Below are 23,518 nucleotides of genomic sequence, written 5' to 3'. Positions count from 1 at the left end.
CGGATATGAGTCTGTCTTTGATTGTTTGGAAACTTATCCTATGACCCATGCCTTTATACTTCGTGACGAGACGGTTTTATGTCGTCAAACGCCTAATGGCTGGTGGCCTGTGGAGATTCAGTTACCAAAGTCGGTTAATGATACAGCGTTAAACACTCATGACATTCAGCCAGCCTATCAAGTTGGACGAGTCACACTATTTGAAAGCTTAGCCCCTAATCATTGGTTAGTTAGCGATGATAGCGGTCAAGTTGAAGATAGTTTGAACGATTTTAAAACCGAGACTGACAATACTTTTACGGCACAAGCCACCATAGCGATTACTTATGACTATGCCATAGCTCATCATATTGATTTGCCTATTGTTTTAGAAAGCGACGATTCAGAAAATAGTAATTTAGAAAGCAATGTTCTAAATAATAGAGGTTTAACAACTAATAGCGAAGAAAGAAACACTCTAGATAATGACGAGTGCGCTTTTATTGCTTATCGCCTGCTTATCACGCAACTGCCATTCGCGTTATCTGACCAACTTAGTCAAGCCATACAGCTGTTACGTTGGCAAGCAGATACGCAGTTTTGTAGTCGCTGCGCCGCTCCAGTGATGCATGCCTCACGTGGTGAGCGCGCGATGGTTTGCCAAGTTTGCCGCTTACGCCAGTATCCGCGCGTGCAGCCATGTATCATTACCGCCATTACTCGACCCAATCCGCAAACGGGTGAAATGCAGATATTATTGGCACACCATCACCGTTATGGGCAGCAAAAAACCCCTCAACAAGCGCTACAATATGGTTTGATTGCTGGTTTTGTAGAAGTCGGTGAAAGTTTAGAGCATGCTGTGGTACGCGAAGTGGCAGAAGAGGTGAATATTAGCCTCAAAGATATTCGCTATGTCAGCAGTCAACCTTGGCCGTTTCCGTCTAATTTAATGCTTGGCTTTCGGGCAGCGCATGCTGGTGGTGACATCGTCATACAAGAAGATGAGCTGTCACATGCCGATTTCTTTGACTTATCAGATTTGCCAAAGATACCGTCAAAAGGCAGCATTGCTTATGCACTGATTGCACAAATTGCTACTGAGCATGGCATATTACTTTAATTGATAATGGCAAGAGAGCATTTATAAATGCAGCTATTGTTTATGGATGTTTACGGACTTAATCTAGCAGCGCTTATCTCATTTACAGATTTAGCGCTCCTTACTATTACCCTATTTATTCTAATGTCAGTACCTAGCACTGATATCAAGGTTTTACATTAAATGCAAAGCACCATGAGTAAAAAAAGCAATCTTATCCGTCTGACCAATCTACCTATTTTGTTCGATAGCTTGGACGTAGAGAGCTTACCTCACGCCACCCAAGAAAAGATTGCGCGCATTGACGCCTGCTTGCCGCAAACCCAATGTGGACTTTGCGACCATGCTGATGGCTGTTTACCGTATGCGGTGGCGATCGTTATCGACAAAGAGCCCTATAATAAGTGTGTACCCGGCGGTCAGCCGGTGACCGATGCGATTGCGCAAATTATCAATCAAGATGGCAGCGATACACAAGCATTTAGCGCTGCGCCGTCAAAATGGCCGATAGATGCTAGCTCGCAGCGTCCAGTAGAAGTGCGCGCGGTGATTCGAGAAGATGATTGTATCGGCTGTACCAAATGTATCCCTGCCTGCCCTGTTGACGCCATCGTCGGGACTGGCAAGCACATGCATACCATTTTTACGGACTTGTGCACGGGTTGTGAGCTATGTATCGCGCCCTGCCCGGTTGATTGCATTGACTTAGTCACCGTTGAGCGTACCCTATCAACATCTGAGCGCATACTTGAACAAGATGACTTGCGCCAACGTTATCATACGCATTTGAGACGCGTCAGTGAGCAGCTGGCTGATAGCAGCAATAGCAAACCTGTGGTCAGCATGGTGGAGGCAAAACTGAATAATGCCGCCAGTCAATCGTTAAATATCAGCGAAGCACAAGCAAAAAACACCATTGCCGCCGCTAAACTACGCAGTAAAATTAAGAAGTTAGAAAAGCAGCTTAGCGTACGTCCAAATGACAGTAAACAACTGGAACTCGAAGGATTACAAACAGAACTCGCGCAACTTTAATAGCAAATATCTGCTTCTGAATAACCAATAAATAAAGTAATGGTAAAAATGCCATGAGTAAAACTGTTAAACATAAAACTGCCGATACACCGCCATCGAGGCGTATGCCCAATCGTGATGTGCGCCCGTTTTTTGAGAAGTTGGCTGCGACGATTGATGAGCCAGTAACTGAGCTCAATTATAACAGTAACTTTGAGCTGCTTATCGCGGTCATATTATCGGCGCAGGCGACCGATGTCAGCGTCAATATTGCCACCGATCAGCTTTATCCGGTGGCGAATACGCCTGAGTCCATTTTGGCATTAGGCGAAGAAGGACTGAAAGCATATATTAAGAATATTGGCTTATTTAATGCCAAGGCCAAAAACGTCATCAAAACCTGCCGCGACTTGATTGAGAAGTTTGATAGCACCGTCCCTGATAACCGTAAAGACTTAGAGTCTCTAGCGGGTGTCGGGCGGAAGACGGCGAATGTGGTGTTAAATACCGCCTTTGGGCAGCCGACGATGGCGGTCGATACCCATATCTTTCGTGTCGGCAATCGTACGGGACTTGCAACAGGTAAAAACGTCTTAATCGTTGAGAAAAAACTGCTCGAACGTATCCCCGATGACTTTATCGTTGATGCTCACCATTACTTGATTTTGCATGGGCGCTATACTTGTCAGGCTCGCACCCCAAAATGCGGCGCTTGTCCTGTTTATGAAGAATGTATGTTTAAGGACAAAGCGGCATTTTTAGAGCTTTAAAGGCTTTTAAATATTTAGAGCTTTAAAGACTTTTAGAGCCTTAAAAACTTTTAAACATCTCCTTTCTAAACACTTCGACTTAATACTTTAATTTAAGGAAGCAGAATGCAGACCCTGACCGCACTCGTATTTGACGACTTTGAAACCTTGGACTTATTTGGGCCTATTGAGCTATTTGGTAGCTTACCTAACGATTTTCGCATTCAGTTTGCGTCAATGAAAGGTGGTATCATTCATAACCATCATGGTGTTGCCTTACAAACTGTCGCAGTAGCAGAGTTAGCCCAGCAAACGGATATATTATTGGTCGTCGGCGGTAAAGGTACACGTCCACTCATCAATGATAGTAGTTTTTTGCATACCCTGATAACGCTCGCTGATAACGCCGACTGGGTACTTAGCGTCTGTACGGGTAGTGCTTTATTGGCGAAGGCAGGCATTTTAGACCATAAACGAGCCACGTCAAACAAGCGTGCTTGGCAATGGGTAACCGAACAATCAGATCAGGTTGATTGGATAAAGCAGGCGCGCTGGGTGGTAGATGGCAAGTTTTATACTTCTTCAGGTGTCACGGCTGGCATGGATATGGCGCTTGGCTTTATTGCTGATAGACAAGGTCGCGATAGCGCAAAAGAAGTCGCTGACTATACAGAATACCGCTGGCAAGAAGACAGCCGCCTCGATGATTTCTACAATTGTTAGCCGTCATGGCTGACACTAGAGTTTTACCTCGATTCACGGTAAAATATCATAATTTTTTGATTCACTTTTACCTTCTATTTTCCGTTAACATTTAATAATGACTGATTTTATATATTACAGTCCCTGCAATTAAGCGATCCCACTATGCGCGAATATAATTTATTTACCTCAGAGTCTGTGAGCGAAGGCCATCCTGATAAAATGGCTGACCAAATTTCAGATGCTATCCTTGATGCCATTTTACGTCAAGACATCCATGCTCGTGTGGCGTGCGAAACATTAGTTAAGACTGGCGCGGTGATACTGGCAGGCGAAGTCACCACGACTGCCAATATCGACGTTGAACGTATCGTGCGTGATACGGTAAACGGCATTGGTTATCATCACTCAGACTTGGGTTTTGATGGTGAGACGTGTGCCGTTATTAATATGCTCGGTAAGCAGTCGCCAGAAATCGCTCAAGGGGTCGATCGTAGCAGCCCTGAAGAACAAGGTGCCGGCGACCAAGGCTTAATGTTTGGTTATGCCAGCAATGAGACCGAAGTATTGATGCCAGCGCCGATCGAATATGCGCATCGCTTGATGGAGCGTCAATCTGAGCTGCGCCGTGGCGGTGATCTGCCTTGGTTACGTCCAGATGCCAAAGCCCAAGTGACCCTTAAATACGACGGTAATAAACCGGTTGCCATTGACGCCGTGGTTTTATCAACGCAGCATGATCCAAGCATCTCGCAAGCAGATCTGCAAGAAGCGGTAATGGAATCTATTATTAAGCAAGTATTGCCAGCAGATTTATTGCATGCCGGTACACGCTATCATATCAATCCAACGGGCAAATTTGTCATTGGTGGTCCTGTTGGTGACGCAGGATTGACTGGTCGTAAAATTATCGTTGATACTTACGGCGGTATGGCGCGTCATGGTGGCGGTGCATTTAGCGGTAAAGATCCTTCAAAAGTCGATCGCAGCGCTGCTTACGCGGTGCGTTATGTGGCCAAAAACATCGTTGCTGCCGGTATTGCAGATCGCTGTGAGTTACAAGTGAGCTATGCGATTGGGGTTGCTGAACCGACTTCGATTTCAATCAATACTTTTGGTACTAACAAAATCAGCAACGATGAAATCATTAGCTTGATTCGTACCCATTTTGACCTACGTCCTTACGGTATTACGCGCATGCTGAATTTATTGCAGCCGATGTACCAGCAAACGGCAACCTTTGGTCACTTCGGTCGCCAAGGTTCTGAAACTGCCTTTACCTGGGAAAAAACTGACAAAGCAGAAATCTTAAAAGCCGATGCAGGTTTATAAGCCTAAGGTTAGATTTTTTACTATTTTATCCATTTTTTGATTTATCCAGTCTTTACCCTTCTTAAGTTTAAAGACTGCCGTAATATATTTAAATTTACTTACCCTTATTAGGAGTCGCTTATGTCTCAAGACAATATGCCAAACAATGCCCAAAATGACGATATTGATGCCGCTCTTGAAATCACCCCTGAGATGCAAGCCTTTTATCAGCGTGCTGATGCGATTATTGGCGTTGCAAACAGTCAACTAGGCCCTGAAGCACATTCAGGTCAAGTAGGCGCGTCACTGCTTTATGCGGCGGCACGCTATAGTGCGTCAGTTGCCTCGATTGGCTTTGTAAAGGGTGATGATTTCGCCAAAGAAAAAGACGATATCGTTGAGTTTTATACCAAACAATATCGCCAAATGCTAAGCGATAACTTGACTGACTACGCACAAAATTTTGATAAGTATGTACAGCTTAATAAAGATGATAAACCTGCACAGTAAGCTTTCTAAAATCTTATTCAAGAATTTTATTAAGAAGTAACATAAATAACCCAAGCCTTATAAGCTTGGGTTTTTTATTGTTCTAATACTGCGCTTATTAAATATGAGTAGCGAATTGAAAACTCAGTTGTGCATTTGCTTTTTGTTAAAAACTGGCGTTTAATACAAAACAAATAACAAAAACTGTATAAGGATATTTATGATGAGCGCTCTATCTAAACCATTGCTATCTTTATTAAAGCCTTCTACCCTCGCCCTATCACTCACCATAACTTTTACACTTGGTTTAGCAGGTTGTAATAATATCAGCCCTAACTCAAACCCTATGCCTGATAGCACACCTATTCAGCCGCCCGCTTCTAACACCAGTCAGCTTCCCAAAGGAATCGTTGCCCAGTGTCCAACCTTTAACCCTGAAAAAACCATGTGTACGGCGCAATACGATCCGGTCTGCGTAAAAACTCAAGTCGGCTCAGTAACAAGCTATCGTACCGCTGGCAATGCTTGCTCAGCTTGTAGCACGCCTGAGGCAATTAGCTATGTAAAAGGCGAATGTTTATAACAGTAATAATTTCGAAATCATATTGTTAAATATCTATCATTCGCTAAATACCAATACATTATTAAACGCTAATAGAAAATCCCAGCTCAAAAACTGGGATTTTTCACATTATGAACTATTAGCATTTTTCAGAAAATTAAATTTTTGAGTTATCTAAATAGTTACTCATCAATTTTCTTAATGCTCGGCGGTCCCGTCAATAACTCTTCATCACGGAACTCATTGGCGGAGTTGTGCTCAGCCGATTCTTCAGTGATAAACCACTGCTGATTACGATAAAGTATCAATCTATCACGGCTCAAGCCCCGCAGTAATGAATACATCATAATGACAATGACCACGGCAAATGGAAGGCCAGAGACGATAGAAGCGGCTTGTAGCGCACCCAAACCGCCTGCGGCTAATAGCACCGCCGCTATCACGCCTTCTGTGCCCGCCCAGAATAACCGCTGGATTTTCGGTGGGTTGGTGTCACCGCCCGAGGTCAGCATATCAATGACAAAACTGGCAGAATCTGATGAGGTGACAAACCAAAGTACAATCATCACCACGATAAGTCCGTTTAGTGCTGCGGTCAGCGGATACGACTCCATCAATTTAAAGATAGCACTACCAGTATCTGCTCGCACTGCTTCAACCAGTCCTGGTCTTGCGATATTTGGGTCAACCGCTGCCATCAGTTCCATATGAACGGTTGAACCACCAAAGGCGGTGAACCATAAGAATAAAATAGTAATCGGGATTAATAACACCCCTAGGATAAACTCGCGAATGGTACGACCACGAGAAATACGGGCAACGAACACGCCAACGAATGGTGACCAGCTAATCCACCAAGCCCAGTAGAACACCGTCCAAGACGACTGCCAGTTGGCTTCCCCTTCATAAGACTCTGTCCACAGACCAAGTGGAATCACTTGATGCAGATAATTGCCAATATTCTCAAAGAAACTGTTAAAAATAAACTGGGTTGGACCCAAAATAATGACAAAGCTTAATAGCACAATGGTGAAGAAAATATTGATATCACTTAAGCGCTTAATCCCTTTATCAAGTCCCATTAATAGCGACAATCCTGCCAGCATAGTGATAAAGGCAATCAAGATAATTTGCACGGTGATGTTATTTGGAATACCAAATAAACTCTCAAGCCCCGAGTTAATCTGTAGTACCCCAAGACCTAATGTCGTCACCACACCAAACATGGTACCAAAGACTGCCAGTGTATCGACCGTATGACCCATAGGGCCGTAGATTTTTTTGCCAATTAACGGATATAGGGTTGAGCGAATCGCCAACGGCAGACCACGGCGATAATGAAAATACGCCAAGGATAATGCCACCATGCCATAGAGTGCCCAGACATGCAGACCATAATGCAAGAACGAGATGTTCATCGCTTGCTTAGCGGCGGCAACACTTTCAGGCTCACCTAACGGCGGCGCCATAAAGTGATATAGCGGCTCAGCCGTACCCCAATAGAGCAAGCCAATACCGATACCTGCGGAAAATAGCATGCCAATCCAAGACACCAGATTGTATTCTGGGTTCTCGTTCTGGTGACCGAGCCTAATATCGCCATAGCGGCTAAATATCAGATAGATACTCATCACCAACGTTAAGTTGACCACCATGATAAAAAACCAACCAAAGCGCATCGATACAAATGCCTTCGCTTGGCCAAACACTTCGGTTGCTAATTCATTAAAAAAGGCACCGAAAATAATAAACGCGAGGATTAAAATCGCTGAGGTTAAAAAAACAGGTCTACTTACCCGTGGAAAAGGGCCCAATCGGCCAACTTTAACGTGATCCATTCAGTCGTCTCAATTTTTTAGGACGCCAACCTTAACAAGATATCTACAAACTATCAAATCGGGCCAGTCATCTGTTAATGATAAAAATGAAAAAATCCTAAGATAACGATGCATCTTAGGATTTTAAATGACAATTATTATATTTTTTTAAGTAAAACTTATAGTAGCTAACTACATGATTAGTTTAATAAAAATGCTTTTAAACTTGCTATGCGTAGCCTATCAATCACCTTTCGCAATTTTAGGCGGGCCTTTTAATAGCTCTTCATCAACGAACTCATTGGCCGAATTATGGTCGGCTGACTCGTCAGTAATGTAACGCTGCTGGTTGCGATATAAGATAAGACGGTCGCGACTCATGCCACGTAATAGCGCATACATCATCACAAATATAACCAAAGCAAACGGCAATCCTGCCACGATGGCCGCCGCTTGTAATGCGCCTAAACCACCTGCTGCTAATAAAATTGCCGCAATCACGCCCTGCATAATTGCCCAAAATAAACGCTGAATTTTAGGTGGATTGGTATCACCACCAGCGGTCAACATGTCGATGACAAAACTGGCCGAATCTGATGATGTCACAAACCAAAGGACAATCATCACCACAATTAATAAGGTGATGGGTTTGGTAAATGGATAGTATTCAACCAATTTAAAAATAGCACTACCCGTATCGGCTTGCACCGCGGCGACCAATCCTGGGCTGACCAAATCAGGACTGATAGCGGCTAGCAGCTCCATCTGAATGGCAACGCCACCAAAAGCTGTAAACCAGAAAAACAATATCGTCATAGGGATAAGCAGCACGCCAAATACGAACTCGCGAATGGTACGACCACGGCTGATACGCGCGATAAACACGCCGACAAACGGTGACCAACTGACCCACCATGCCCAATAAAATATCGTCCAAGCGCTTTGCCAATCAGTGCCACTATAAGCTTCGCTCCACGTCGATAACGTGACGATGTTTGCCAGATAGTTACCAATATTTTCAATAAAGCTGTCAAAGATAAATAACGTGGGACCCAAAATCACCATAAAGGCTAATAGAATACCGGTCAGCCCCATATTGATATCACTGAGGCGCTTAATACCTTTATCAAGACCTAACATTAGCGAGCCACAAGCCAATGAAGTCACAAAAACAATGATAATAAACTGTACGGTCAAGGTATTAGGGATACCAAACAAGCCTTCTAGACCCGAGTTAATCTGCATAACCCCAAGACCTAAAGACGTCACGACGCCAAACATCGTGCCAAATACCGCCAAAATATCGACGGTATGTCCCCATTTACCATAGATCTTTTGTCCAAGGATGGGATACAAGGTTGAGCGAATCGATAACGGCAGACCACGGCGGAAGTGAAAATAGGCTAACGACAAAGCAACGACGGTATAAATCGCCCACGCATGCAGCCCCCAATGTAAAAATGACAGATTCATCGCTTGCTTGGCCGACTCTACAGTCTGTCCCTCACCAATGGGAGGCGCCATAAAGTGGTACAAAGGCTCTGCTGTGCCCCAATAGACCAATCCAATCCCGATACCCGCCGAAAAAAGCATCGCAATCCATGAAAACAAGCTATATTGCGCTCGCTCTGTTTGTTTACCTAAGCGAATATCGCCGTAGCGACTGGCAGCAAGGTAAATACAAAACACCAGCGCCACGTTAAATAAGATGATAAATAACCAGCGGAATTTTTCGGCGATAAAGTCCTGTAAGAAACTAAAAAGCGCGGCTGCAGTTTCAGAAAATAACGAGCCAAAAATGATAAAGCCGACAATTAAGATACTTGAGGTGATAAACACAGGTTTATTTACCCGTGGAAATGGGCCGAGCTTACTTATTTTTATGTCGTTCATTCGCTAAAACCTTATATTTAAGAAAGGTTACCTTAACAAACTAACCCTTAATTATCAATTAACTACCAAATAAACTCGATAAAAACATTTTTTAGTCACAAGTTGATTGGCTGTTTTAAGGCTCTATTAAGGTTGGATTTAGAGATGCTAAGCGATTATTTTAGTTAGATTGTTTAGCTCGCTATTTATATACCTCCTGTTATATAGAGCGCGTTATATAAGGCATGTTATATAGGTCATGATGCAGATTATTAGAAAATCCACTAATTGGGTAATAATCGTAGCAGCCTACCATTAGCGCCATCTTCTAATAACCACACTTGCCCATCGACGTTTAAGACCCCACGAATACGCTCACCCATATCATAGCGATAGCGTTCTGCCGCTCCGTTATTTTTATCAAAACTCACTACGATGAGCGCCTTTGATGATAAGCCACTGATGAGTGCGTTGCCTTGCCACGCTGGAAAGTCATTGTATTTACCAGCTTCATAAATACTCATGGCAGAAGGTGATATGACGGGCGTCCAAGTAATTTTAGGCGCTGCAAAATCAGGACGCGTATCGTGGTCAGGGATATCCGTCCCTGTATAATTACGACCATTCGAGACGATTGGCCAGCCATAATTATTGCCTTTTTCAATGAGATTAAATTCATCACCGCCGCGCGGCCCCATTTCGTGCGCCCAGAGCCTACCTTTTTCATCGAAAGCCATACCAAGTACATTACGATGCCCGATGGTCCAAAATTGGGTGGCAATGCTCGTATCACTGGTATCTTTCGCAAATGGATTGTCGGCTGGCGCTGAGCCATCAGGATTTAATCTAATAATTTTGCCCAGATTTACACTCATGTCCTGCGCAGGCGTTTTTTCTTGGCGCTCACCTGAGCTGATATATAAATACTTGCCATCAGGTGAGAAGAGCAAGCGATGACTAAAGTGCCCTTGTCCTTTTAGTTTTGGAAATTGCTCCCAAATTGGCGTTATGGCTTGTAAGCTTGGCGCGTCAGTATCCAATCCTGACAGCTTGGCCTTGATAACTTGTGCACCAAATTTATTACTATCAGCGCCCTTACCTGCTTCGACATAGCTGATATAGATATTACTAGAAGTAGCAAAATCTGGTGCAAGGATAATATCGCCAAGTCCGCCCTGCCCGCCATAAGCCACTTTTGGAATACCAGTCACGGCTGTTTTCATTCCTGTTACCGTATCAACAATCAAAAGCTCGCCTGTTTTTTGGGTCACCAGCAGTTTGGCCGCTTTATCCTTAACAGTAGGTAATGCGGTCATTGCCCAAGGTTCATTAAAGGTAGCGATAGACTCGGTTGCAAAGGCAGGTTTTTCAGTGCTTGCTACTGATTTATTAGCCTCAGCTTGTCCTTGTTTATATTCTGTCAGATCGGTATCGGTATTGACGGCTGAAGGATTGGAGCACGCAGAGGCATTAAACAGTAGTGACGTCATGAGTAACGATAATAGTAATGGCGTATTTGTCTGTTTTTTATTGGTCATCATCCTGATGTCATCTCCCTTAATTTTGTCGTATTCTTATCTGCACTATCATTATTTATACCATAATCAATACAGGCAAACGGTAAATAATAATGGCGCACAAAAAAACCCCTTACTTACCATAAAAATAGGCAAGTAAGGGGTTGGTTTTAAACCATAACCGTCATTTAGCGACAGTCGTTTAGTGACAGTCATTTAGCGTTTACTATTAGCTCATTCTAAGCTTATCAAAGGTCAGCTTATCATCAGCGCCAACATCGACTTTGATGATATCGCCAGCGACAAAATCACCCGCTAATAATTTCAATGATAATGGGTTTTCAATTTCTTGTTGGATAGCGCGTTTTAGTGGACGCGCACCATACACAGGATCGTAACCCACTGCCACCAGCTTGTTCATCGCATCGGCTGATAGCTCGATATCGAGTTCCCGCTCCTGCAAGCGCTGACGCAAGCGATCCAACTGAATCGCCGCAATACCAGACATCTGCGACATACCGAGCGGATGGAATACCACAATTTCGTCGATACGGTTGACAAATTCAGGGCGGAAATGCTGTCCAACCGATTCCATAACCTCAGCTTTAATACTCTCGTAGCTTTCGCCGACCATTTCTTGGATTTTGTGCGAGCCCAAGTTACTGGTCATGATGATAACGGTGTTTTTGAAGTCAACCACGCGACCTTGCGAATCCGTTAAGCGACCATCGTCCAATACTTGTAGCAAGATATTGAACACATCAGGGTGTGCTTTTTCAACCTCATCAAACAAAATTACACTATAAGGCTTACGGCGTACGGCCTCAGTTAATGCACCGCCTTCTTCATAACCAACATAACCTGGAGGCGCACCCACCAAACGACTGACGCTATGCTTCTCCATATACTCACTCATGTCGATACGGACAATCGCATCCTCACTATCAAACAAGAAGTTCGCCAGTGATTTGGTTAGCTCTGTTTTACCAACACCCGTTGGTCCTAAGAATAAAAACGAACCTGAAGGGCGATTTGGATCCGATAAGCCCGCACGACTACGGCGTACCGCATTGGCGACCGCCTCGACCGCTTCATCTTGACCGATGACACGCTCATGAAGTTTTTCTTCCATCGCTATCATCTTGTCACGCTCGCCTTGCATCATTTTATTCACTGGAATACCAGTCGCAGCCGCCACGACCTCAGCGATTTCATGATCGGTGACTTTATTGCGCAGCAATTTTACAGTGATTGGCTCGCCAGCTTGCTCTTTTTGCTCTGCCGAATCAATCTCGGCAATTTGTTTTTCAAGCTCAGGTATCACACCATATTGTAATCGAGACATCTCTGCATAATCGCCTTCTCGACTGGCTTTCTCTAACTGAATACGTGCTTTATCCAAGTTTTCTTTATGCTGTTTACTGCCTTCAACTAACGCTTTTTCGGCCTGCCAAATCTCATTAAGATCCGCGTATTCCTTCTCTAACTCTTCGATCTGAGCATCTAGTATTTTAAGCTCTGCTTGCGCGCCCGCATCCTCTTCATTTTTGAGCACTTCGCGCTGCATTTTCAGCTGAATACGGCGACTATCGAGCTTACCTAAGGCTTCAGGTTTACTGTCCATCTCCATGCGCAAACGACTTGCCGCTTCATCAATTAGGTCAATCGCTTTATCTGGTAGTTTGCGATCGGTAATATAACGATGGCTCATGCGCGCTGCCGCTATAATCGCGCTATCTTGAATAACGACACCATGGTGCAGCTCATAACGGTCTTTTAGACCACGCAAAATTGCAATAGTATCTTCAACTGTTGGTTCATCGACCAGCACTTTTTGGAAACGACGCTCAAGCGCGGCATCTTTTTCGATATATTGGCGATACTCATCTAGAGTCGTTGCACCGACGCAATGTAATTCACCACGAGCCAGCGCAGGTTTTAGCATATTACCAGCGTCCATCGCACCATCCGCTTTACCGGCACCGACCAAGGTATGTAGCTCATCGATAAATAGAATGATATTGCCTTCTTGCTTTGATAATTCGCTGAGTACCGCTTTGAGGCGCTCTTCAAACTCACCACGGAATTTGGCACCCGCAATCAAAGAGCCCAAATCTAACGACAATACTTCTTTATGGCGTAAACCTTCTGGCACCTCACCACTGATAATTTTCTGTGCCAAGCCCTCAACAATAGCGGTTTTACCAACGCCTGGCTCACCGATGAGCACTGGGTTGTTTTTGGTACGACGTGACAATACCTGAATGGTACGGCGAATCTCTTCGTCACGACCAATCACAGGGTCAAGCTTACCAAGTTCCGCCTGTTCAGTTAAATTAATCGTATATTTATTCAGCGCATCACGCTGATCTTCGGCATTTTGATTGTCCACTGTGTCATCACCTCGCAATTGCTCAATCACGGCTTTTAACTTACTTGCGGTCACACCAGCACTTTCAAATATCTTTTTAGTGTCGCCTTGTTCAGCGAGCGCCAACATCACCCATTCAGTGGCGATAAAATCATCGCCTTCTTTTTGTGCTTGACGATCTGCCAAGTTCAGAATTTTAACTGAATTGGGGTTTAAATTAACGTCGCCTGTTGGCTCGCTAATCGTTGCTTGATTCTCAAGCGCTTTTGCCACGCCATTTTTTAGCGCAGGGATAGACGCGCCGGCTTGCTGACAGATAGATAAGTTAGACTCATCTTGCAGTAATACCGCAAGCAAATGCACAGGGTCAATACCTGTGTGGTCGCGACCTAGTGCCAAACTTTGTGCCTCTTGAATCGCCGATTGCAGTTTTTGGGTAAATTTCTCAAATCTCATATTTTTGTCCTCTTATAATTGATAATAATTTATATCTGATAGTAGCTGCGGCTTTTTATAAGTATTAAGATGCCGTAAGCTTTTCGTTGTTATCTATATCGGGTTTATTGAGTAATATTTCAATGTTAATTTAACTTTAATAAATAATTATTACAGGCTTATGAATGTCAATTCCTATCAGTTAAGAAGCCAATACACAGCGCTGAAATATCAACTTATTAAAATAAACCTTACTTATAACAATGATATGACGATAAAGCATTAATAGGCACATTTATGAGAGATTTCAAGGGAATATAGAAAAGAAAAGATAGGAATTTTTGAGTGTGTGTAAAAAGAGAAAGATATATTTTAGAGTATGATTAAACCAATAGAAAATACTATAAAACAGCATGCATTTGAAGTTTATAAAATATCTATAAAAGTAAACTATAGGTTATATATGAGCTAAATGAGAATACGCTAACAAGGTATTTATTCTACAATTTCGATCGCGGTGCCAATCTTTACCGCAGCCATGATTTCATCCATCTCATCATTGGTCACTGCCATACAGCCTTCTGTCCAATCGCGTTGTTGGTTCAGTATGCCAAATGCACCAAAGCCGTTTTTCTGTCCATGAATCATGATATCACCACCAGCACTGACGCCTCGCGATTTGGCGCGGGCTTTATCCGCCGCGTTGGGATAACTGACGTGAATAGAACGGTAATATCCAGATTTTTCATTTTTATAATCAAGTATATAGTTGCCAACAGGTGTACGTTGATCGCCTTGTTGTTGCTTATGTCCAATAGGATTACCACCGAGCGCAATGTGATAAGATTTGATCACTTTATCATCACTTAGCAACTGCAGGGTGCGAGCGGATTTATCGACAAAGACTTTATCAATCATCATACTTTTCGGCATAGCTTGTTTGTTCTCTGAAGTACTCTCAGCAGCAATGACACTCGTGCTAGTAATGATAGAGAGGCTAAAACCTATGACGATAAATAACCAATGTGAATATTTATTATTTATATTAAAAAAAGACATAGCATTTGCTTCTTAAAATTAAGCGTTAATTGATAAAACCATCTTTGATAAGATAGCAAAAGACTATGTCAATTTGTATACAAATTTTATGAATTAAACTTAAAGTTATTGCACTCAAAATCTAAAATCACCTTACACCATGCGAATCGCACCATCTAAACGAATCACTTCACCATTTAGGTAGGCATTATCGATAATGTGCGTGACCAATTTGGCAAACTCATTTGGATTACCCAAACGCTTAGGATACGGTACCGCAGCCTCTAGCTGCTCACGCGCCTTTTCAGGCAGACTTTGCATCATAGGCGTTGCAAATACACCCGGCGCAATAGTCATCACTCGGATACCATGACGAGTCAGCTCACGTGCGAGCGGCAACATCATACCAACGACCCCAGCTTTAGATGAAGCGTAACTTGCTTGTCCTACTTGCCCATCAAAAGCAGCGATAGAAGCCGTATTAATGATAATTCCGTTGTCAGCATTGACTTCGGCAGGTGTGCTAGCAGCCACACGCTTAGCAATACTGGCTGCCACCAAACGCGCCACGTTAAAAGAGCCAACGAGGTTGATATTAACGCCGCGGCTAAAAGCATCAAGGTCCGCTGGATTGTTTTCACGATCAAGCAGCTTTTGTACCACAGCGATACCTGCACAGTTAATAGAACCTTGCAAACCGCCAAATTCTTTTTCCGCCAACTCAACAGCCGCTTGTACCTCATCACCACTGGTCACATCACAACGTGCAAAGCGTACATTGTCACCTAGCTCATTAACCAAAGCTTGCCCAGTTGATTCGTTTAAATCAGCAATAACGACCTTACCGCCTTGCGCGACGATAGCACGAACCACTGATTCACCCAGACCTGATGCACCGCCGGTGACTAAAAAACTGTGTTGTTCAATTTGCATAATTATTCCTTTAATTGATGTTTTATTACTATTTTTATAAACTCACTATTTTATTATTTTCAACTACTATTAAGACTTCGATTCGCTTAAACAGCAGACAAACTGCGCAGCAAGAAACGCTGAATTTTACCACTTGGCGTTTTTGGTAACTCAGCGACAAATTCAACCTCACGCGGATAAGCATGCGTCGATAAACGCTTACGTACCAAGTATTGAATCTCTTTGGCAATCTCATCTGTCCCAACGATACCATCTTTTAGCACCACATAAGATTTAATCGTATGACCACGCACCTCATCTGGTACACCAACCGCTGCTGACTCTGCAACCGCTTCATGCTCAAGCACGGTGTTTTCGACATCGGTCGGACCTACCCGGTAGCCTGCCGTAATAATAATATCATCATCACGCCCTGAGAACCAATAACTGCCGTCGCTATGACGCTCGACCACATCGCCTGTCAGATAATAATCATCAGTGAACGCATCTTTTTCATTCCAGCTATAGCCGCGGAAATAAAACGCGGGCGATTGACTGACCACCACTGCCAGTTGTCCTTGCTCGCCATCAGGCAAGATGTTCATATCATCATCTAACACCACCAGTGTATGTCCCGGTAGCGCCATCCCCATCGAACCGACTGGACATTTATGCTCTAAAGCATGGTGCTCGCAACATGTCATGCCTGTTTCTGTCTGCCCATATTGATCACAAACTTTACAGTTTAAGTAGGTTTCAACCCAGTTGACCACTTCGGTATTCAAGGTCTCGCCTGCTGAATTGGCACAGCGTAACGATAGCTTGGCATTGGCATCGTCTTGAGCACTTTCAAATACACCACTCGATTTCATCATCCGAAATGCCGTTGGTGAAGAAGCCAAATTGCTAATCTTATGGCGGACCATAAAGTCGCGGGTATTGGCAGCATCAAAGCCCGATTCATTAAAATAAGTGGCGACGCCCATCAGTAAGGGACCCGTAATCGCGTAATATAGTCCATATGCCCAACCGGGATCCGCCATATTCCAGTAGTTATCATCGGCGCGCAAGTCAATCGCATAGCGCATATACAGATAAAAACCTGATAGCGCACTTAATGGCACGCTGACGCCTTTTGATTTACCTACGGTACCTGAGGTAAACATTTGCAAAAACGGCGCATCGGTATCCAATAACACTGGCTCGATAGCTTGCGGCTGCGTCGCCATCATTTGTGCATAGTTATCATCACCCCAGCTTTGCGCATCTACCTTACTACCAATCAACACCATTTTGGTTTGCTTAGCCAAGTCGTCAAACTTGCCACGATTTTCTTGATTGGTAAAAACAACTTTAGTATTGGCTTTATCCATCCGATACTTAATCGAATCATAACCAAAGGCAGTAAACAGCGGTTGATAGACCGCGCCAATCCGCCAAGTGGCTAATACAATAGTGAGTAGTTCAGGGGTACGCGGTAGCATCGTTGCTACTTGGTCACCCGCTTGCACGCCATAAGACAGTAATAAATTGGCAACCTGTGCACTTGCCTTGTCCAGTTCAGCAAAGCTCATACGCGTCACATTACCCGCTGTATCTTCATGCACCAGTGCAATATTATCACCGCGACCATCACGCACATGACGACCGCAGCACGCCATATAAGCATTCAAACGGTCGTCTAAATGCTCACCAAATATTTCTGTTAATAAGGCATTCATATCAAAGTTATGATAGTAATCGCTGTAGCTCATTGGTGTATGGGTAATGTCTTTAACGGAGCTTACAGATGAATGGTTCGAAGAGGAGGTGTTCATAAGCTAATCCTTTAGCAATAGAGAGTCACTGACGCTATCAGTGCTTTATCAGAAGTAAAACAGTCGTATCGTATTAACTATTTTCTCTTATGGTTCGCACATATCAAAGTGCGTATGCTCTATTAGTAACGCATTTTTATATTTATTTCAATACATAACGTATCATTTTTATAATTAATACGATTTTTTGATAACATTAAATTTATTGTATGGCACTTAAAAATCCTAGCAGCGCTTTCTCTTCACAGCTTTGATATTGCTTGGTACGTCCACGGCGTGCTTGTTTATAAGGCTCAAAAAACTGCCCTGCTAAAAACTTATTGATAATAACGGGATTGATATAAGATGCGCGGCAGACAGCAGGCGTATTGCCAAGCTCTTCTGCCACCGCTTTAACCATATTCGTGACCAGTTGCTGACGCTCATTGCTGTTAGAATCACTGGCTAATATTGCGCTGCCATCAGCAGTCTGCAGCTCATCGTATAAATAACTGGCAGCAAGGACACTCGCCATCCATGTACGAAAATCTTTTGCGCTATATAAATCGCCACTATACAGCGCGCGCTCATTATCATAAGCGCAAGTATGCGACCGTAGATAGTCATTGATATCGCTACTATCGACAACTTGCTTATTACCATTATCATCTAAATATTTAAAAACCTGATAACCCGGCAACTCCGAACAGGCTTGCACAATCTCAATTAAACGTTCGTCTTGCAGTTCGATATGATGCGCTTTAGCACTTTTACCCACAAAATCAAACGCCAAACCATTATCCGTTTCGCTGACGTGTTTGCTGCGTAAAGTGCTTAAGCCATAGCTTTTATTCATCTTCGCATAGCGGCTATTACCGATACGAATTAATGTGGTTTCCAGCAATTTAACCACGGCGGCAAGTACATTGGCGCGTGATAACGACTGCGCTTCTAAATCTTTTTCTACTTGCGCACGTAAGTTTGGCAACGCCTGAGCAAAACCTATCATGGCATTAAACTTAGCTTGATCACGGACGCGGTCCCATTCAGGATGATACAAGTACTGCTTGCGTGCTTTATCATCGCGGCCTGTCGATTGCAGATGCCCTTTATCATCTTGGCATATCCAAACCTCTGACCACATCGGCGGTATCACTAGCGCATCAAAACGCTGGCGCAACGCTTTGTCTTTGACCGTTTTGCCGGTGGCGTCTTTATAAGTAAAGCCGCGGCCCCAACGCCTACGCGTAAACCCTGGCTCATCATCGCTGACGTAACGTAAGTTGGCCAAGCGCGCCAAATGTTCATAATCATGGCGCACATCTTGCGTGGTTGTTTGGTCATCTAGCTTCGCCATAATACATACTCAATTAATCAAATAGTCGTTTTAGCATAATGAATTGCGGCTATTTTTGCTGTTTGTTTGCCACAAGCAAAGTGTAATCGATGTGTAAAAGCACTCCTTCAAAAGGTTCTAAACGATGAGATTTTAAGCCATAATTCGCTGAACCCCACAACTTAAGTCAAATAAATATAATGAAAAATACTTCGATAAAAATAGCCCCGTTATTTATAGCTCCATTGTCTAAAGCGGATTACGACGCTTGGTTAAAATTGTGGCAAAGTTATTTAACCTTTTATGAAACTCGTCTGCCACTAAGCACTACAGAAAAGACATGGCGCAACCTGCTTGATGACGATATACCGATTTATGGATTTGGCGCTTGGCAGAACGACATACTAGTAGGTATCACGCATGTGGTGCTACATCCAAATACATGGAATACCGCAGAATGTTGTTACTTAGAAGATTTATACGTTAGTGAAGCGGTTCGCGGGCAAGGCGTTGGACGCGCACTGATCGAACAGGTGTATGAATTTGCCAATAACAAAAACTGCAACCGTGTTTATTGGACGACGCAAGAAGGCAATGCGACGGCGCGCAAACTCTATAATGTAATCGCTACTCAAGCGGACATGGTGCAATATCGCAAAAATTTGTGACTCAAACTCAAATAAAAACACAGCTATAAAAAAACGCCAAGCGTTAACCACTTGGCGTTTTTTTACGACACAAATCTAAACTAAAAACGATTATTGACCATAAGTACATAAATAAGCACTTTCCACTTCTACTTTAACACCAAATTTTTGATTGGCTTCAACGGTAAATTGCTCGCCCGCATTAAAGGTTTGCCACTCATCACTTTCTGGCAGTTTTACCGTCAATGCTCCACTGACTACGCTCATGGTTTCAAATTCGCTAGTACCAAACTCATACTCGCCAATTTCCATCACGCCGACGGTAGCGGGCTTGGTTGCCGTTTGAAAAGCAATAGAAGTCACTTTATTATCAAAATAGTTATTAACGCTTGGCATAATTTTCCTTAAGTCGTTCCGTTTAAAGTTTGATTAGTGATTAAAAAGTTTGAGTGGTGATTAAATAGAATCAATAGTCTATCTATAACAACATAGCAATTTAATAAAGAACACTCGGCTCGGTTGTTCGTAAACTCTCAAAGTCGCTCGTTTATCTTTATTAAATCGCATTTCCAATATACTACTTTTAATGTTTTTAAATAAGGCTATTAAAAACCTCTATAATCCCGCTTTTAAGCTTGCTTCGATAAATTGATCGAGGTCACCATCGAGTACCGCGCCGGTATTAAAGGTTTCAACGCCAGTACGCAAGTCTTTAATGCGCGAGTCATCAAGTACATAAGAGCGGATTTGACTGCCCCAACCGACATCAGATTTATTATCCTCGACCGCTTGCTGGCTCTCCATACGCTTTTGCATCTCAAGCTCATACAACTTGGCACGGAGCATTTTCATCGCCGTCGCTTTGTTACCATGTTGGCTGCGCTCGTTTTGACACGTCACCACCACGCCACTTGGCTCGTGGGTGATACGCACCGCAGAATCGGTGGTGTTCACGTGCTGACCACCCGCGCCTGATGAGCGGTAAGTATCGATACGCAAATCGGCTGGATTGATATCAATCTCGACGTTGTCATCGATTTCAGGTGAGACAAAAACGGCGGCAAAGGAAGTATGACGACCATTATTACTATCAAATGGCGATTTACGCACTAAGCGATGCACGCCAATTTCGGTACGTAACCAACCAAAGGCATAATCGCCTTTAATCTCAATCGTCGCTGACTTAATGCCAGCGACACTACCTGACGATACTTCGATAACTTCGACTTTAAAGCCATGCGCCTCGGCCCAGCGCGTATACATTCGCAGCAGCATTTCTGCCCAATCTTGCGCTTCGGTGCCGCCACTACCTGACTGAATATCCAAGTAGCAATTGTTTGGATCCATCTCACCGCTAAACATCCGGCGGAACTCTAAATCAGCAACGCGTTTCTCTGCATTGTCGAGCTCTGCTTGCACATCCGCAAGCAAGGATTCGTCTTCTGCTTCTACTGCTAAATCAAGCATGGCAGCAGCATCTGCCAAAGTCGTTTCAAGCGAAACCACCACGTCGATGACGCTATCAAGCTGGCTTTTTTCTTTATTAATCTTGGTCGCGCGCTCTGGATCGTTCCATAGCTCGGGGTTTTCCAGTTCTAAATTGACTTCCTCTAAGCGTTCTTGCTTACCATCGAAGTCAAAGATACCTCCGAAGGTCCTGTCCACGCTCAGATAAATCTTTGATACGCTCTTGATAGGGATTGATTTCCATAAAGTTTCCTGTCTTTTTAAATAAATATCTTACTGATATGACGCTATTTTAAATGAGATTGATGCTAAATAGTTGGCTAATTAATACTGCCTTTATATTAAATAGTTATAGACCAGCTAAATCGACCAATCCTCTACTGCCCAGCGATGGGCCAGCGCGTGCGCATGCAGGGCATCATCGGGTGACACGCAGATAGCCACATCCGCCCATTCGAGTAATGGAATGTCATTTTTGGAATCTGAATAGGCATAAGTTTTATCAAAAATGATACCCGCTAATTGCTTTTTATTAAGCCACTTGTCTAGATGGTAGATTTTACCTTCTTTAAAATTGGGCTTATCGGTTAATTTACCGGTATAACGCTCGTTTTGTATCTCAAGTGGTGTCGATAGTACATTACTATCTTCAATACCAAAACGCTTAGCAATTGCCGACACCACAAAATCATTGGTGGCAGAAATAATCACTACGTCGTGACCCTGCTCAACGTGATGACAGAGCGCCTCCATGGCTTTTGGGCGAATGTGCGGCTCGATTTCCGTCTTAATATAATCTTCGCGTAGCTCATGCAGTCTGTCCATCGGCAAGCTACTCAAAAATTGCGCGACAAACTCATTGTATTCGGTCGCATCAAGCGTACCTTCGATATAATCTTGATAAAACTTTTGATTGGCGGTACGGTACTCGGCTTCGTCAACCAGATTGTGCTTGACGATATACTCACCCCAAAGATAGTCGCTATCGACGTCAAGTAACGTATGGTCTAAATCAAAGAGTGCCAACTCTTTCGACGCTTGTTCTGCTTGTGCTGCCTGCATAATGGAACCTTATTTTTTGTTTATTAAAGAGATAATTTTTTGACTATAAAATGTTTTAGAAAAAATATTGAATATAAAATGTGCTGCATCATGCGCTATAAGTCTACTGTTTACCGAACATAATTATGCTAACTTGTTTACTTTAATATCTCATTAGCTTATCTTTAGCCTGCTTGATAATAACAATAGAGAAATTTATGAAAGCGCCTGATGATAAAACTGCTTTGTCCAACCGACCGCGACGTCCTGCCCGCTCCATCAGAGAAATCAGGCGACGGCAGTTAGGCAAAAGCTATCAATCGCCTTTAGAGCGTCTGCTTTATGCGCTGTTAAATGGCTTGATGTATGGTTTTGGCGGCTTACTTATCGACCTTGCCATCGTTGTTATTCGCTCAATCGCCGGTATGGGCAATGGCGAGATATTCTGGTTATTTACCCCATTTATGTTAGTTTTGGGGGCGTTAATGGGTTTTATCGTCGGTAAAAGCGCCGGTGCTGAAAGCGTCAATGCCTTAAATATCGACGAGACGGGTAATAATCGTTACCTTAGTGACCACTCTATACGCCATGATATCTTTCGCGGCCTGATTATTGGCATTATCATTTTTGCCATTATTTGGCTTATCATGATGCTAATGGCATAACGACCGTTTGCATAAAAAGCATCACAACATAAAAAAACAGCTATAATTTAACATCTATAAAGAGAATGGGTTACTATAAAACCATCCTCTTTTTTATAAAATTGCTCTGACTCCTATTGTTCTAACATCTATAGCAATTAATCAGGCATCGCTATTTCTGTTAGGCCGGTTTTAAATTTCTGACAACGTTCGCTATAGTGCAGCGCTGATAGTTTTAACATTGCCGCCTGCTCATCGCTCAAGGTTTTGACCACTTTTGCCGGCGCGCCCATCACCAGCGAATTATCCGGAATCTCTTTACCTTCGGTGACTAAAGCTTTGGCACCAATGATACAGTTTTTACCGATTTTGGCATTATTCAATACCACCGCGCCAATACCAATCAAGCTATTATCACCAACTTCGCAGCCATGCAGCATCGCTAAATGGCCAATGGTGACGTAATCGCCGATTTTAACCTCAATCCCTGCATCGGTATGAATGACGCTGTTTTCTTGCACGTTACTATAATCACCGATATGAATACGCTCGTTGTCACCGCGAATCACCGCCCCAAACCAGACGTTGGCCTTATGACCCAAATACACATCGCCTATCACCCGTGCAGTATCAGCAACCCAACCATTAAATGGGACTGCAAACTCTGGCGTTTTGTCTAAATATTGATAAATCATCATCCATCCTTAGTAGTTATTT

At 43.3% G+C, this 23,518-nt stretch carries 21 protein-coding genes; 9 read left to right on the top strand and 12 right to left on the bottom strand.

Annotated elements, in window-relative coordinates:
* Positions 1-40: 40 nt before the first annotated feature.
* From nudC to JMX13_RS01840, 7 genes are all read left to right on the top strand, one after another.
* Positions 41-1,102, top strand: a complete 1,062-nt coding sequence (gene nudC, locus JMX13_RS01870) for an NAD(+) diphosphatase (RefSeq protein WP_201609181.1) — start codon at positions 41-43, stop codon at positions 1,100-1,102.
* A 162-nt stretch (positions 1,103-1,264) separates the two neighbouring features.
* Positions 1,265-2,116 (top strand): RnfABCDGE type electron transport complex subunit B, encoded by an 852-nt coding sequence (locus JMX13_RS01865; RefSeq protein ID WP_201609180.1) that lies wholly within the window; start codon positions 1,265-1,267, stop codon positions 2,114-2,116.
* Between the two features lie 53 nt (positions 2,117-2,169).
* Entirely contained in the window at positions 2,170-2,865 is a 696-nt protein-coding gene (gene nth, locus JMX13_RS01860; protein ID WP_201609179.1) for an endonuclease III, read from the top strand.
* 105 nt (positions 2,866-2,970) lie between these two features.
* Positions 2,971-3,567, top strand: coding sequence for a DJ-1/PfpI family protein (locus tag JMX13_RS01855; RefSeq protein WP_201609177.1), 597 nt, complete (start codon positions 2,971-2,973; stop codon positions 3,565-3,567).
* Between the two features lie 144 nt (positions 3,568-3,711).
* Positions 3,712-4,878 (top strand): methionine adenosyltransferase, encoded by a 1,167-nt coding sequence (metK, locus tag JMX13_RS01850; RefSeq protein ID WP_201609176.1) that lies wholly within the window; start codon positions 3,712-3,714, stop codon positions 4,876-4,878.
* A 135-nt stretch (positions 4,879-5,013) separates the two neighbouring features.
* Positions 5,014-5,367 (top strand): DUF3144 domain-containing protein, encoded by a 354-nt coding sequence (locus JMX13_RS01845; protein ID WP_193031653.1) that lies wholly within the window; start codon positions 5,014-5,016, stop codon positions 5,365-5,367.
* A gap of 202 nt (positions 5,368-5,569) precedes the next feature.
* Positions 5,570-5,929: a hypothetical protein gene (locus tag JMX13_RS01840; protein ID WP_201609174.1), complete on the top strand. Its 360-nt coding sequence runs from the start codon at positions 5,570-5,572 to the stop codon at positions 5,927-5,929.
* 161 nt (positions 5,930-6,090) lie between these two features.
* Here JMX13_RS01840 and JMX13_RS01835 read toward each other — a convergent pair whose 3' ends face one another.
* The 8 genes from JMX13_RS01835 to JMX13_RS01800 form a co-directional block, all read right to left on the bottom strand.
* Positions 6,091-7,746, bottom strand: a complete 1,656-nt coding sequence (locus JMX13_RS01835) for a BCCT family transporter (protein WP_201609173.1) — start codon at positions 7,744-7,746, stop codon at positions 6,091-6,093.
* A gap of 222 nt (positions 7,747-7,968) precedes the next feature.
* Positions 7,969-9,618 carry a BCCT family transporter gene (locus tag JMX13_RS01830; protein ID WP_201609172.1) on the bottom strand — a complete coding sequence of 550 codons (1,650 nt, stop codon included), beginning with the start codon at positions 9,616-9,618 and terminating at the stop codon, positions 7,969-7,971.
* 263 nt (positions 9,619-9,881) lie between these two features.
* Entirely contained in the window at positions 9,882-11,138 is a 1,257-nt protein-coding gene (locus tag JMX13_RS01825) for a PQQ-dependent sugar dehydrogenase (protein WP_201609171.1), read from the bottom strand.
* Between the two features lie 205 nt (positions 11,139-11,343).
* The gene (clpB, locus tag JMX13_RS01820; protein ID WP_201609170.1) at positions 11,344-13,941 is read right to left on the bottom strand and encodes an ATP-dependent chaperone ClpB; all 2,598 of its coding nucleotides are present in this window, start codon (positions 13,939-13,941) and stop codon (positions 11,344-11,346) included.
* A 474-nt stretch (positions 13,942-14,415) separates the two neighbouring features.
* Entirely contained in the window at positions 14,416-14,979 is a 564-nt protein-coding gene (locus tag JMX13_RS01815) for a L,D-transpeptidase family protein (protein WP_201609169.1), read from the bottom strand.
* 132 nt (positions 14,980-15,111) lie between these two features.
* The gene (locus JMX13_RS01810; protein ID WP_201609167.1) at positions 15,112-15,891 is read right to left on the bottom strand and encodes an SDR family NAD(P)-dependent oxidoreductase; all 780 of its coding nucleotides are present in this window, start codon (positions 15,889-15,891) and stop codon (positions 15,112-15,114) included.
* An 86-nt stretch (positions 15,892-15,977) separates the two neighbouring features.
* A complete protein-coding gene (locus tag JMX13_RS01805; RefSeq protein WP_201609165.1) occupies positions 15,978-17,687 on the bottom strand; it encodes an AMP-binding protein in 1,710 nt (569 codons plus the stop codon).
* 202 nt (positions 17,688-17,889) lie between these two features.
* Complete coding sequence (locus tag JMX13_RS01800) at positions 17,890-19,023, bottom strand: DNA topoisomerase IB (protein ID WP_201609163.1); 1,134 nt, start codon at positions 19,021-19,023, stop codon at positions 17,890-17,892.
* 179 nt (positions 19,024-19,202) lie between these two features.
* On the opposite strand from JMX13_RS01800, the gene JMX13_RS01795 reads away from it, so the two are divergent.
* Positions 19,203-19,670, top strand: coding sequence for a GNAT family N-acetyltransferase (locus JMX13_RS01795; RefSeq protein WP_201609161.1), 468 nt, complete (start codon positions 19,203-19,205; stop codon positions 19,668-19,670).
* A 90-nt stretch (positions 19,671-19,760) separates the two neighbouring features.
* On the opposite strand, the gene JMX13_RS01790 is transcribed toward JMX13_RS01795, so the two are convergent.
* From JMX13_RS01790 to JMX13_RS01780, 3 genes are all read right to left on the bottom strand, one after another.
* Entirely contained in the window at positions 19,761-20,045 is a 285-nt protein-coding gene (locus tag JMX13_RS01790) for a pyrimidine/purine nucleoside phosphorylase (RefSeq protein ID WP_201609159.1), read from the bottom strand.
* A 219-nt stretch (positions 20,046-20,264) separates the two neighbouring features.
* A protein-coding gene (gene prfB, locus JMX13_RS01785) for a peptide chain release factor 2 (RefSeq protein ID WP_201609157.1) occupies positions 20,265-21,360 on the bottom strand; the annotation gives its coding sequence in 2 pieces (ribosomal slippage) (positions 20,265-21,287 and positions 21,289-21,360; 1,095 coding nt in all).
* A 116-nt stretch (positions 21,361-21,476) separates the two neighbouring features.
* Positions 21,477-22,178: an HAD family hydrolase gene (locus JMX13_RS01780; RefSeq protein ID WP_201609155.1), complete on the bottom strand. Its 702-nt coding sequence runs from the start codon at positions 22,176-22,178 to the stop codon at positions 21,477-21,479.
* Positions 22,179-22,375: 197 nt separating this feature from the next.
* On the opposite strand from JMX13_RS01780, the gene JMX13_RS01775 reads away from it, so the two are divergent.
* Entirely contained in the window at positions 22,376-22,822 is a 447-nt protein-coding gene (locus JMX13_RS01775) for a hypothetical protein (protein WP_201609153.1), read from the top strand.
* A 137-nt stretch (positions 22,823-22,959) separates the two neighbouring features.
* Here the strand turns inward: JMX13_RS01775 and JMX13_RS01770 are convergent, their stop codons facing one another.
* Positions 22,960-23,496 (bottom strand): gamma carbonic anhydrase family protein, encoded by a 537-nt coding sequence (locus JMX13_RS01770; protein WP_201609151.1) that lies wholly within the window; start codon positions 23,494-23,496, stop codon positions 22,960-22,962.
* Between the last annotated feature and the right edge of the window lie 22 nt (positions 23,497-23,518).

This window comes from Psychrobacter immobilis, assembly GCF_904846285.1.
In the GTDB taxonomy this organism is placed as follows: Bacteria; Pseudomonadota; Gammaproteobacteria; order Pseudomonadales; family Moraxellaceae; genus Psychrobacter; species Psychrobacter immobilis_D.
Note: the sequence above shows the minus strand (reverse complement) of the source record. Positions and strands in the feature narration are given on the sequence as shown.